We start from the raw sequence: 15,653 nt of genomic DNA on the forward strand, positions 1-15,653 counted from the left end.
GTATATCAATTTGGTAATGAACTTGAAGCTGGTGTATATATTGTTAAGATTCAACAAGGTGATAAGTCCAAAACTATAAGATTGATTAAATATTAAACTTCGATTTTGAAATCATAAATATCCCTTCATTAATTGAAGGGATTTTTTTGTGTCTAATAACGTTTTGATTTTAATTATGTGTTAAATAAAGTTATGCGCTGAATTTGCAGAAAAGCTTATTTTACCTATTGTTGAGATTTATAGTGATAATTGATATGCCATAGGCTTGCTTGATGAACTTATTACATACCGCTATGAATGCGAGTCTTTTACGCAAAATATAAGCTTAATACTACTTTTTGTTTCTGTTCAACACAATTTATTTCCGCTTGACATAAAATTCAACATTTGGTATAATTAATTCGTACATTAAAGTAATGTAATAAATACATTCTCCCCTAGAAGCTTAATTATTATATAGAATATTTCCAATTTACGGATTGATTAATAGCACAATATCAGCCACAAATAGACTACATATATAGTATCCTGTTTCATGTTTGGTTTTAACTAAAACCATATAGTATGAACAATTTTACCATTTATCCAACCAAAGGAATTTTCCCTTTTTTAATTGTGAAAAACCTTTTCATTTTACTTATTGCCCTTATTACAACAACATTGTCTTTTGGACAAACTCTTTTATATCAAGAAACGTTTGAAACGCCTGCTAATGGTGTAAATTATTTCACTCCAATTTCCGAATTTACAGATTCATTGGATGACTTCTTCATTAGAACCGATGGTTCTAATATAGCTACGGATTATGAAGTCACAGGGCAAGAAGGTTCTTTTTACTTTGCTGCACAAGATCTTGATGGTGAAGAACCATTTGAAGACATCATTTCACTTTATACTTATCCATTTGGTGTTTTTGGCAGAACAAATTTGAGGATTAAGTTTCTATTAGCTGAAGATGATGATGGCGAGAATCAAGATTGGGACTTATCAGAACACTTTAGAGTTTATACTAGTATAGATGGAGGAAATGAAGTATTGGTTTTTGCAGTTGAAGATCAAGGTTTTGAATTTAATTCTGAACCACGAGTTGATACAGATTTTAATGGCGTTGGAGATGGAACAGCAATTACAGATACTTTTAATGAATTTATGGCATCCATACCTGGAACAGGGGATTTACTTCAAATAAGGTTTGAATTTAGTCTTAATGCAGGTGATGAAGACATTGCAATTGACAATATTAGAGTAATTGGTGATGCCCCTCCTCCGTGTCCAGATGCTGACAACCCTGTCGTAACAACTCATACGCTCACTTCGTGCGAGGACGGAACCACCCAAGGCCAAACAAGCTATGACCCTTGCTGTGACGGGATTGGCGGATTCACTGACATTATTCTCCAGTACCGTGGCAGTACCCCTGTGGACGTTGAGGTTCAGTTATCGCAGCCGGCAAGTGAGGTCAATGGCTTCGTTCCGTTCCCGACACAGAGAGTCCAACCAAACGATATTTTATACGTAAGCGGCGCGGAACGGACCAATGCCTCAGGCGGCTTTATCGGCACCCTCAAGAACACAATCAATATCTTCGTCAATGGCGCCGAGATTGATTACGCTCCATTCGGTGATCCGGACAACCCGGACGCGCTTACAGATGGCATCTACACCAATTGCTCCGAATTGGTGCTACCTGGAGACATATATGGGGATTTTCAGATCCTCCAGGTTGCAACGCAGACCAATGGTCGTTGTTCGCAGGGCAGCGTATTCACGAATGCCTGTATTACGCAGTTTAACTCTTGCTTCGCCACCACGAACGGCGACGCAAACGCTGAGGCGGCGTGCCATGCAGAGTACCTGGCATGCGTCCAATTTTCTCATGACCAAGGTGATGGGTCGAACAGACTGTCCTACAACCTTGAGGACGGAGTTGACGATGCCGACGGTGGAACGCTATCGTTCTTTTCTGACGCAAGCTACGCCACCCGTATAGATAACACCGTCACCCGCACCCAAGGCACAACAAATATCTACGTTAGGAGCACCATTGGCGACTGCTACGGCGATGCTATGTTCATAATCACAAGTCTCACAGCTTCCTGCCCTCCAGACGTAATTGTAGAATTTGGGGATTCAACGGCGCCTGCAGCTACGGGTATTATGACAACTACTGATGGCTGTGGTGACGTAATAGTTTCTTTCATAGATTCGGTTGAAAATGGCCCTGGTAATTCTCAACTTATCCGCAGATTTTGGGTTTCTACAGATTCTATTGGTGTTTATTGGAGTTGTAATCAGAAAATTACAGTACTCGATACAGCTCCGGTTGTTTCCTGTCCACCAAACGTAACGCTCGAATGTGGAGTTGACACCAGTTCTGCCAATACTGGCTTAGCTACTGGAACCAATGGTTGTAGTATTTTAACCATTACCCAAAGTGATAGTTCAGTAGCAGGATGTGGCTTCACAGAAACCATTACAAGAACATGGACTGCCACTGATGAATGTGGTAATTCTTCAAGCTGTGACCAGATTATCACAGTGGTCGATACGGCTCCTCCGGTTGTTTCCTGCCCATCAAACAGAACACTCGAATGTGGAGAGGACACCAGTTCAGCTAATACCGGCCTAGCTACCGGAACCGAGGGTTGTGGAACGGTAACCATTACCGAAAGTGACAGCTCAGTAGCAGGATGTGGTTTCACTGAAACCATTACAAGAACATGGACCGCCACCGATGAATGTGGTAATTCTTCATGCTGTGACCAGATTATCACAGTAGTCGATACTACACCGCCAGGGATTACTTGTCCTGTAGATATTACGGTAAATAATGATCCCGGGATTTGTAATGCTGTGGTTACCTATGCCAATCCTGTTGGATCGGATACTTGTGGTACAACGACCATTGCACAGATAGGCGGATTAGCTTCAGGTTCTACATTCCCTGTAGGGACAATTACAAATACTTTTGAAGTGACAGATGCTTGTGGAGATACGGCAACATGTAGCTTCACTGTAACCGTTGATGATAACGAATCTCCTGTAGCAAATTGTGTAGCACCGTTTTCCATTGAATTAGATGCGAACGGAGAGGCGAGCATTACCGCTACCGATATTGATGGTGGTTCTACCGATAACTGTGGAATCGATTCTCTAAGTGTGGATCCAAGTACGTTTACCTGCACGAATTCAGGGACGAATACTGTTACGCTAACAGTAACCGACGACTATGGATTTGTCTCGACTTGCACAACGATAGTAACCATAGAAAAACGTCCAACGACGCTCACGTATACCGGTGATTTGGAAGAACAATATTCTGATCAAGTTGATCTATCCGCTGTTTTGGTGGATGTGGACGGATTGTTATTAGAAGGTAAAACAATATCCTTTACCATTGGATCACAATCAACATCTGCAATAACCGATATAAACGGTATCGCTACGGCGACATTAATTTTAACTCAGGATCCAAATGTAGCGTACACCGTAGAAACTGCCTTTATAGAAGATGAGTGTTACCTGGCAACTACAGATTCAGATGCTTTTGATATAACTCAAGAAGACGCCATCTTAGCTTATACAGGACAATCCCTACAAGCAACTCTTAATGCAAATTCTTCAGAAGCAACGGTTGTTTTAAGTGCCAATGTACAGGATATCACGGTCACCGATTTTGTAAACGATCCATTCGAAGGCGATATTCGAAATGCTATAGTCAAGTTTGTTAATAGAGATTCCGGCTCGGATATTTCAGGATGGATACCGGTTGTAAATCTTATCGATCCAAGTGACCCTACAACAGGAACTATAAGTTATAATTGGCTGGTTGATATTGGCAATAGTACATCCGAATCGTTTACCGTAGGAATACTTGTGGGAACACTGGACGACAATGGATATTATCTGAGAGATCGTTCGGTTGATAATACTGTAGTTACAGTATATGTTCCGGTTGGTGACTTTATCACAGGTGGCGGTTATATAATTCCTGAGGAGTCCTTTGGTGTTTATGCGTCGACCGATGGCTTAAAAACAAATTTTGGTTATAATGTAAAGTATAATAAAAAAGGAAAAAAACTAAAAGGGAATATGAATATCATTTTCAGACGTGATGTAGGCGGTGTAATACACACCTATCAGATCAAAGGAAATGCAATTCAGTCTTTAGGGGTTAATATTGCCGACCCAGATGCAAAATTTGGAGAGTTTATAACTAAAGCGAACTTAAAAGATATTACCGACCCACTATATCCAATTTCGTTAGGAGGTAATCTGAAATTAAAAGTTGAAATGACCGATAGAGGAGAACCCGGTATTGATGATTCTATTGGAATTAATCTGACAAATAGTTCGAATACCTTATTGTATTCCAGTAATTGGTTAGGTATTTCAACCGAAGAAATGCTGCTTTCAGGAGGAAATCTAGTTGTTCATAGCGGATTTAGTTTGGCGAGAACATTTGAAGTATTCGAAGTTAATTCTTGGCCAAATCCTTCAGATACAACATTCAATATAAAGCTGAATTCAACTACTGATGAAATGGTGGATATTATTGTTTTCGATATCACTAACAAAGTAATACGTAAAGACAAATTTGATCCAAAAGATGTATATGTCTTTGGAGATAAATTACAATCAGGATTATACTTTGTTCAAATAAGTCAAGGAAGTAATATTGAAATTATGAGACTAATAAAGTATTAAAAACCATAGTTTTATAAATCTTATTTTAAGAACCTCGAGATTATCTCGAGGTTCTTTTATGCGTTCTAGATAAAAAAAAGAGCGTCATTAACTACCAGACTAACCAAAATATTCTTTTAAGGTCTTAAAATCATAAGAGTAAGGCTTATAAAAGCGTTCAATTCAACTCTATTTTTTAACATCTCATCGAAAAGTAACGAAAATCGTACGAAACCGAGTAGGAAAAGTTGCGGAACCCAAAATAATAAATGATTTTTACCAGGCTATTAATCAACATATATTCTTATCAAAGCGGTGTTGAGACCGACTAAAGTCTAAAGTAAATTTATTTTTTTCAAGTGTAACTAGTCTTGGTTACCCTTTAGATTGCGCTCGTGTCATGGTATTTTTTAACTAATCCCCATTACTTATGAAACGTTTTTACTTTCAATTATCTGTTGCTTTATTTTTTTTATGTTCATTCAATTTAAATGCCCAAAATTCTGGCATTTTTGATGCTTTTGTAATTACAGAATCTAATGGAAATGGGAATTTCTATAACCATTTAGTGGATCAAGGAGGTTTTAATGGAGCTGATCTTGGCAATTTTACGTGCAATAATACTTTAACCCTTAAAGGCGGTCAAATTAAAACCTTTAAAAATGGTGGTCATAATGTATTTAATGCATCCTTATTTTACCGCGTTTATTCAACGGGAAATCCTAGTGGGAATTTTAATGAGATAAATCTAAATTTTTCCCAAAATTTGCCCAATAATGGTGACCAAGAATGGGACAATGTAGCCTCAGGAAATTCAGAAAACATTGATATCCTTTCCGGATTACTACCAGGTAATTATACACTAGAAGTATACGGGCGTTCTCAAGTAGATACAGATGGTATAAACGGTACAGATTTAGATAACTATTGGAGCAATAATTCCAATTATTATAAAGCAACATTTACAGTTGTAGGTGATACAACGGCACCGTCAATAAATTTTTCTAATCCAAATGACAGTACAATAACCGATTGTGGTACCGATTTAATAGTAACGCCACCAACTGTAACAGATAATTGTACCAATAATACAGCTCTAGATTTTGATGGGACAAATGATTATATAAACCTCGGAAGCCCTTTATTATCACCAACAAGTGGTAGCCAGGCACATACGGTTGAAATGTGGGTAAAAACTACTCCAAAAAATGAATATACCATACTATTTAATCAATATGGATATGGTCCATTATACAGTTATCGATCTATCTTCTATATTAATACTGATACATATGGAGGCAATCTAGTATTCTTTAAAGGAAGCGGTGTCAATTTAGCAGGGACAACAAATCTTCTGGATAATCAGTGGCATCATGTTGCCATGGTAAGAGAAAATTCAGGAACTCTTTCACTATATGTAGATGGTATAGTTGAGAATGTTGGGTTAGATACTTATCCATATTCCAATACAAATAGCCTTTTGGGAGGTCAAACACTGTTACCTGGTAATTATTATAATGGTGTTATGGATGAGGCTCGTATTTGGAACCGCGCTTTATCTGCTGGAGAAATTTCAAACTCATATAATAAAATAGCAACTGGAAATGAACAGGGACTAGCAGCCTACTACGATTTTGAAGATGGAACCGGAAGCACAAACCTCACGAATAAAACGGGTAATCTAAATGTTGGTGTATTAACCAACATGGATATTAATGCGGATTGGGTAACTTCAACGGCTCCTATAACCAATGCCGCTTTAACCAATGATTTTAATGGGACTTCTGATGCGTCAGGAAATTACCCTTTAGGTGAAACCGTGGTCACTTGGACAGCTACTGATGCTAGTGGTAACACCAATACTTTACAACAAACCATAAATAGTGGTGATACAACACCTCCAACGGCCATAGCTCAAAACGTAACAGTTCAACTAGACGCTTCTGGTAATGGAAGCATTACTGCTGCTCAAGTAGACAATGGTTCTAGTGATGACTGTGGTATTGCTTCTATAACTATTAATAATGCTAGTTTTGATTGTGATGATTTGGGTTCAGGTTCAGTCAGCAGAGAGCATTCTCTAACATTTGCAATAAACGGTTCAAAGCTGGTTAAAAATCATAACAGTATTTTAAATGGTGGATCTAGCTTAACATTAGAAGCTTGGGTAAATCCATCTGGAAATGGTTCTTTAACAAGTGGAGCTGGGGGTATTATTATCAATAAGGAAAATGAATATGAAATTGCCAGATTCGTTGATGGAAGTCTGCGGTACGCTTTCTATAATCAAAACCCAGGCTGGCAATGGATCAATACGGGAATAAACTTGCCTTTAAATGAATGGAACCATGTTTCAGTAACTTTTAATAATGGGCAAATAAGAGCATATAAAAATGGAGATCATTTATACACATATAATGGATCAGGTTCCATGGGTGTTTTTAATCAGCCATTAACCATTGGTAATCGTTTCGCCTTCAATCAAGAATTTGAAGGTTTTATTGATGAAGTTAGAATTTGGAATGTTGCAAGGTCTACTCAAGACATCCAAGCAGACTATGCCTCTACCCTTACTGGTACAGAAACTGGGTTAACCCTTTATTACCCAATGGAAGAAGGCAGTGGGACTATTGTTAATGATTTGTCAGGACATGGACTTACTGGAAATATCCAGGGTCTTCAGTGGAATAACAACCCTGCCCCAACCCAAGGAATTAACGAAGTTACTTTAACAGTAACAGATGTCAATGGAAATACAAATACAGCGACTGCTAGTGTAACAGTTGAAGATAATGTACCGCCAACAATCACATGCCAAGACGTAACATTATATCTCGATGACACAGGTAATGCTGGCTTAGGTGCCAATTCGGTTAATGATTTTTCTGGAACACAAGGTCAAGGCAATTGGAGTTATGGGCAGTATTTTGCTTTTGATTCCAATGGATTTGTAGAAATGCCAAACTATTCGCAGATAAACATCTATGCAGATACCTTTGATGCTTGGAATAATACAGGGCAACCACCATTTTTAACTTCGTCTTTAGGACATCCAGGTCAAGATTTAAAATGGGCTGTTCGTCGTTGGACGAGTAATATGGATGGTACGATTTATATTTCTGGAGATTTCTTTGATTTTGATACAGGAGGAGGCGATGGCGCTAATATAAGAATATTAAAAAATGGAAATCAAGTCCTTGAGTATTTAAATATACCATCTGTTTCAGAAAGTTATGCCATTAATCTCTCTGTTGTACAAGGGGACGTTATTGATTTTGCCATAGATCCAAAATTCACTTATACTTACGACACTACGCATTTTACAGCTAACATAGCTATAGTTACTGCTGCCGATAATTGTGCTTTAGATAATATAAGCTTAAGTACGTCATCTTTCGATTGTAGTAATATAGGTGGAAATAGTATTTTTGTTACGGCAACCGATATGAATACTAATGAAAGCGATTGCGCACCAACAATTACGGTTGTAGATGCTATTGCACCTACTGCGATTTGTCAAGATGTAACTTTAGTTTTAGACGGAAACGGTCAAGCAACGCTTACAGCAACACAAGTAGACAATGGCTCTTCTGATAATTGTGGCGCTGTAACATTAAGTATAGATCAAACCAGTTTTGATTGTAATGATATTTCTCCAGATAATTTTGCTTTAAATTTTGATGGGGTAAATGACTACGTGCAGTTACCTGGTTCATGGGGAGGTACAGAAACTTCAGAATTGACCATAGAAGCTTGGGTGTTTGTGGACGCTACAACTTCTGGTGCTTTTCAAGCAATTGCTTCAAGTTATACCGCGGATTTTGTTCATTTTCAAATGTATCAAGGGGGAGGTAATAATGTGGTGTATGTCAATACTGGTGCTGCGGTGTTACCAATAATTCCACAAACACAAATACAGACGTGGAAACATGTAGCTTTGGTAGCAAAATCTGGTGATTCAAAAGTATACGTAAACGGCATTCAAGTTGGAGGAACAATAGCAACAACATTTGCTAATTTATTACCAACAACAAATTTAAGTATTGGACGTGGTAATCAGGGAGGTAGATTAATGAAAGGATCTATCGATGAATTGAGAATATGGGATAATGCTAAAACTCAAGCCGAAATAACTACAGCTATGGATAAGGTACTTTCAGGTACTGAATCTGGATTGCTAGCCTATTACGATTTTAATGATGGTTCAGGAAGTACACTTACAGATAAATCTGGAAATGGTAAAGATGGAACCTTAGTTAATATGGATACTGCTAGCGATTGGGTTAGTGGTGCACCAAGTTTAGCAGGTCAAGTTCCAGTGACATTAACAGTAACAGATAGCAATAATAATACAAGTACATGTACAGCTACAATAACGGTTGAAGATAATATAGACCCAACAATTACTTGTCCTTTAGACATAGATGCATTCGCAACAAGTACCGCTGGCGCAGTAGTAAATTATACAGCACCCGTAGGTACAGATAATTGTTCTGCAACGACCACATTATTATCTGGTCCGGCAAGTGGAGCGACTTTTCCAATAGGAAATACAGTGGTATCTTACCAAGTAACAGATGGTACAAATACTCCTGTAACTTGCTCATTTAATGTTGAAGTTATTGGTGTCGCACCAAACATTCAATGCCCAAGTAATATTACAGTAAACAATGATGCCAACAAATGTGGCGCAAATGTAACTTTTGCAGCTTCAGATACCGTAGGTATTCCTGATTCAACAATAACATATTCTCATGTTTCTGGAAGTGAATTCCCAGTAGGAATCACAACAGTAACTGCTACAGCAACCAATGCTGTAGGAACTTCTGAATGTACTTTTACTATTACAGTAAATGATACAGAAGATCCTTCTTTTAACGATACCTCCGAAATCGCTTTATATAGCAATGATTTTGAGAACCCAAATATCACTCCAGTTGATGATTATTGCGCTCCAGACATAAGTGTGTTTCAAGGCATAAATAATTTATACGGATCAGGTTTTCAACAAATTTTTACCGTAGAAACGATACGGATAAATGGCCCTGGAAATTTATATAATGATCCGTCTGGTCAGGGTGGCAATTATGCAATTGGTATACAGCAAATTAATCAGGACGACAGACTTGCTTTAACTTTTGATGCACAGAATAAAGATTTCCTTAATGTAAAATTTGATCTGTCTTCAAGTGATGCTGGAGGCTGCGAAGGACCCTATGGGAAACATGTACCAGTCATGCGATTACGTTTATACGATAGTCCAGGAGGTAATTTTAATATAAATGCTTCGGGTACACCATTAGATCAAGTCGATGTTACTGGCACAAGCAACGGTGCAACCTCGTATACTTTTGATTGGACAACCGTAATGGCAGGTTTAGATGCAAGTGGTTCAACAGATGGCAATGTGTCCCTAGAATTCGATCTTATTACTGCTGGTGCCTATGCGGCCTTCGATAACCTTGAGATTACAGCATCCGATGTGTCCATCGAAAATGACTGCCCAGCAGATATTAGTTTAAATGCAACAAGTGCAGCAGGTGCAGTAGTCACCTATGCAGCACCTGTTGGTTTAGATAATTGTCCTAATGCAACAACAACATTAATAACACCACTTTTTCCAAGTGGTGCAACATTCCCTATTGGAGTGACAACAGTAACTTACGAAGTAACTGATGCTGCAAACAATACTGCACAATGTTCATTCACGGTTACTGTAACAGGGTTACTACCAGAAATCGTATGTCCTGCAGATATAACACAAAACAATGATGTAGGCCAATGTGGCGCAGTAGTCACTTTTGCTGCTACAGATTCTGTAGGTATTCCAGCATCCGTAATAACATATTCTCATGTTTCTGGAAGTGAATTCCCAGTAGGAACAACAACAGTTACGGCTACAGCTACTAATGCTGTAGGAAGTTCTGAATGTACATTTACTATTACAGTAAATGACATAGAAGATCCAACAATAGCTTGTGCTGCAGATGTTAGTGAAAATACCGATCCAGGTTTATGTACAGCAGATTTAATCATTACACCTCCAACGTTTAGTGACAATTGTGCAACATCAGGTAGCACTTCTAGCGCACCTCCAGTTACGAACGGCTTGTTATATTTTTATGATTTTAGCGGAAACGCTAATGATGTTTGGGGCGGTAACAATGGTACAGTAAGTGGTCCGACTCTTACATCTAATTCATGCGATGACCCGAATAGTGCCTACAATTTTGCTGGTACGGGAACGGGACAAAGAGTTAGCCTAGGAAATGAAGGTACATTCGCTTATCCTACGGGAAGCTTTACGCTTTCAGCTTGGGTAAAAGGAGATAATTTTGCTAGTGGTACGAATACAATATTAGATATCAACTTCGCGTCAAGTAGCGTTGTTGCTAGGAACAGCGGAATTTGGCTAAGGGTATCCAGTACAGGAGTTCCCTACCTTCAATTCAGACAAGTCGGTGAATCGACATGGTCTAGCGTTGTGGTGGGATCTTCTAGCATTCCTTCAGGTGAATGGCACCAAATTACAGCGGTTCGAGATGCTAGTAATGGCATGTCATACCTTTATGTTGATGGTGTAGATGTAGGAAGCGTAGCCACAGCTAATGCTGCGATTGACTACGATGCCGAAGCTTATGAGGACAACAGTGTAAATATTGGTCGCTGGAAACGGGACGGGGATCCTGGTTGTTGCGAATTTAATGGTTCAATAGACCAAGTAGGTATTTTTAATACTGCGCTAACACCAGCAGAAGTTGCAACGTTATCTGCAAACCCTTGTCCTCCAACTGTATTAACAAACAACTATACCAATACAGATGATGCCTCAGGAGTTTACCCTGTAGGAACAACCACAGTAACCTGGACGGCAACAGATGCTGCTGGTAATACGGCAACGTGTGATCAAATTGTTACAGTAACCGATAATGAGCTACCAGTAATTTCTTGTCCTTCTGATATTACAAGTGTTTTAGCAACAAGTGCTTCAGGGTCAGTAGTGAATTATACAGCACCAGTAGGCACAGATAATTGTCCTAGTGCAACAACAGCACTAATAACAACTGGTTTTGCCAGTGGTGCAACTTTCCCAATAGGTGTAACTACAGTGACATATCAAGTTACAGATGCAGCAAATAATACAGCACAATGTTCTTTTACAGTAACAGTAAGTGGCTTAGCACCAGATATCGTGTGTCCAGGAAATATTACTGTGAGTAATGACCTTGGGGACTGCGGCGCGAATGTATCTTTTACAGCTACAGAAACAACCGCAATACCAGCATCAACAATAACATACAGTCCTGCATCGGGAAGTGAATTCCCAGTGGGAACCACAACAGTAACAGCTACAGCAACAAATGCTGTGGGAACTTCTGAATGTACGTTTACGGTAACAGTTAACGATACTGAAGACCTAACAATAGCCTGTGAACCAACTGTAAACTTAAATAACGATCCTGGCGAATGTTTCGGTACAACAACCTTAACACCTCCAACTGTTACAGATATTTGTCCTGATAATGCTTTGGATTTTGATGGGGTGAATGATTATGTCAGTATTCCGCACAATGCTAGTTTGGCTATTGGTTCCAATCCGGTTTCTGTAGAATGTTGGTTTACAGCACCTAATACAAATCAGACAGGAACTATAGTTGCTAAAAGGCAACCGGTTAGTCCTTTTAATATGTTAGCCATTTACATCAACGATGGTACTGATCCAGTATACAATCCAAACCCAGGTAAGAAATTGACCTTGACTTTTGGCAACTCAGGCTCAATTTCGATGCGAAATATTACAACTGTAAATGATGTTGTTGATGGAGGAACCCATCATCTGGCCGCAGTTGTAGATCCTGTTACGCAGACATTAAAACTATACATTGATGGTGTGTTGCAAGCTGTGAATACTATAAGTCCTGGTGCATTCCCTTCTGTAGGCAATACACAGCCTTTTACAATTGGCCAGTCAAATGGCAATGTTGGCTTTTTGAATGTTAAGGTAGATGAATTGCGTATTTGGAACAGGGCAAGGACTCAAACTGAGATTCAAGCCAATATGAACACGGAGCTAAATACTACACCAGGTTTAGTTGCATCCTATCATTTTAATGAAGGTGTTGCCAATGGCAATAATGCTGGGATAATCACTGCAATCGATGCTTCTGGAAATGGTAATGACGGTACCCTCAATAATTTTGCTTTAACAGGTGATACTTCTAATTGGGTAGGACAATCAACGATTACCAATAATGCTCCGGCAACTTTCGATATCGGTAGTACTACAGTAAAATGGACCGCAACAGATGCTGCAGGTAACACAACAACCTGTGATCAAATTGTTATAGTAACTGATGATGAAGATCCAGAAATTTCATGTCCTTCAGATATTGATGTGATTGCAACAAGTGCTTCAGGTGCAGTTGTAAATTATACAGCGCCAACAGGAACGGATAATTGTCCTAATGCAACAACAGCATTAGTAACAACAGGATATCCAAGCGGTGCAACATTCCCTATTGGAGTGACAACCGTAACGTACGAAGTAACAGATGCTGCAAACAATACTGAAGAATGTTCATTTACAGTCACAGTTACAGGAGTACTGCCAGAGATAGTATGTCCTGCAGATATAACACAAAACAATGATGTAGGCCAATGTGGAGCAGTAGTCACTTTTGCCGCTACAGATTCTGTAGGTATTCCAGCATCAACCATAACATACGATATACAACCAGGGAGTTTCTTTGACGTAACTACAACAACAGTAACAGCTACAGCAACCAATGCTATAGGCAGTACATCGTGTACATTTACAGTAACGGTTATTGACAACGAAGCACCAGAAGGAGGTTCACAATTTCCTGCGCCTGCTTTGGCGCTTAGTAATATTCCTGAAGCTGCAAATTACAATCTTGTTTATGAGCTTAATATTCCTAATACTGCTAGTTGGAACACAAATAGTCAAGTTTCATATGCAGTAAACAATGCTGCAGCACTAACAAATATTCCATTTACAAGAGTTGCTTATATGATGGAACTTGATGGTAAATGGGTTTGGGTATCTTTCGATCAAATCACACAAAATTATAATCAAATAGGAATCCCAGCAGATTATGTAAAACAACAAGCTGTTTCTAATATGAATGTGTTTGCGAGTACAAACGCAGGTGTTACTACAGGTACAGAGATACAAACAGGAAACGTGGAGTTCTGGTCGGATTGTTATTACGGAGGCGCTGGAAACGGGTCAATTCCATCTGGAAATAATGGATTATATGACTTTAATGATAATAGATCCGGTGGAGATTGTTATGGTTCGTTTCAAGTACATAACTATGGTATAGCAGAATCCTTATTATCATATAATAGATGGTCAAATAGTGGAAATAGCGATTTAGGAATAGGAAATCAAGTAGGAGGTTCTGGCCATCCAGATTGGACTTTTGCAATTAATGCAGCAACCTATAATACCAAGAAAATATACGTCTTAGCATTGAGTAGTAGCGTTGTTTGTAATGATGTTACGTTGACGCTGGATACAAGTGGGCAAGCAACACTTAATCTTGCACAAGTAAACACTGGTGTTACAGATAATTGTGGTGTAGCTTCAAGTGTGTTAAGTCAAACGAGTTTTGATTGTTCTAATATTGGTGAAAATACAGTAACACTTACAATAACCGATATTCATGGTAATAGTTCTACCTGCTCATCAACTGTTACAGTTGAAGACAATATAGATCCAACTTTAGATTTTGTGCCTGCTGATGTAACCATAGAATGTACAGAAGATGCCAGCAGTGCCAATACAGGCCTAGCTACCGGATTAGATAATTGTGGAAATGTAGTGATTACAGAAAACTCAACAGAAGTTGGTGGATGTGGCAACACTAAAGTGATTACCAGAACATGGACCGCAACAGATGATAATAACAATAGTACATCAGCGATACAAACAATTACAGTAGAAGATACAACAGCACCTTCGCTAACTTTACCAGCTAATGCGACTGTAGAATGTACAAATCCTACAGATCCTTCAGCTACAGGTTCAGCTACTGGAAGTGATACATGCGGCACAGTTGCTATTACATTTAGTGATGCGTCTTCTCCTAAATGTGGAAACACAGAAACGATTACAAGAACATGGACAGCGACAGATGCATGTGGAAACGCAACATCTGCCGATCAAATCATTACTGTAGTTGATACAACAGTACCAACGATAGATGTTGATGCCTCTGACTTAATAGTAGATTGTGATGGTGCAGGCAATGCAGCAGAATTAGCTACGTGGTTAGCATCTAATGGAACAACTGGCTCAGCGAGTGATGTTTGTTCAGGAGTTGTATGGACATATAGTGATGCTACATTAAGTGATCTATGTGGAGCGACAGGAGCTGCAACAGTAACATTTACTGCGACAGATGATTGTGGAAACTTCAGTACAACGTCAGCAACCTTTACGATTAAAGATGATACAGTACCAACAATAGATGTTCCGGCTTCAGATCTAACAGTAGATTGTGATGGTTCTGGAAATGGAACTGAATTAGCTACGTGGTTATCTTCCAATGGAACAACTGGCTCAGCGAGTGATGTTTGTTCAGGTGTTGTTTGGTCAAATGACTTTAGTTCATTAAGTGATCTATGTGGAGCGACAGGAGCTGCAACAGTAACATTTACTGCTACTGACGATTGTGGAAACTTCAGTACAACGACAGCGACCTTTACGATTAAAGATGATACAGTACCAACAATAGGAACACAAGCATCTGACCTTACGGTTGAATGTGATGGAAGTATTGGAGCAAGTGGACAGTTTGCAGCATGGTTAGCTTCTAACGGAGGAACTGGAGCAGCAAGTGATGTTTGTTCAGGAGTTGTTTGGACTCATAATAGTACAGGATTAAGTGATGATTGTGGAGCAACAGGAGCTGAAACGGTAACATTTACTGCTACAGACG

3 protein-coding genes are annotated in these 15,653 nt (G+C 39.0%); all 3 read left to right on the forward strand.

Features of this window, described 5'->3' with window-relative positions:
• On the forward strand, positions 1–96 hold a 96-nt coding region (locus V7719_RS18830), incomplete at its 5' end, for a T9SS type A sorting domain-containing protein (protein WP_442969106.1).
• 468 nt (positions 97–564) lie between these two features.
• Positions 565–4,707 carry an HYR domain-containing protein gene (locus tag V7719_RS18590; protein WP_335731442.1) on the forward strand — a complete coding sequence of 1,381 codons (4,143 nt, stop codon included), beginning with the start codon at positions 565–567 and terminating at the stop codon, positions 4,705–4,707.
• Between the two features lie 409 nt (positions 4,708–5,116).
• Positions 5,117–15,653 (forward strand): LamG-like jellyroll fold domain-containing protein (locus V7719_RS18595; protein WP_335731443.1); only part of this gene is annotated, 10,537 nt, incomplete at its 3' end.

This window comes from Psychroserpens sp., from assembly GCF_036960315.1.
Classification (GTDB): domain Bacteria; phylum Bacteroidota; class Bacteroidia; order Flavobacteriales; family Flavobacteriaceae; genus Psychroserpens.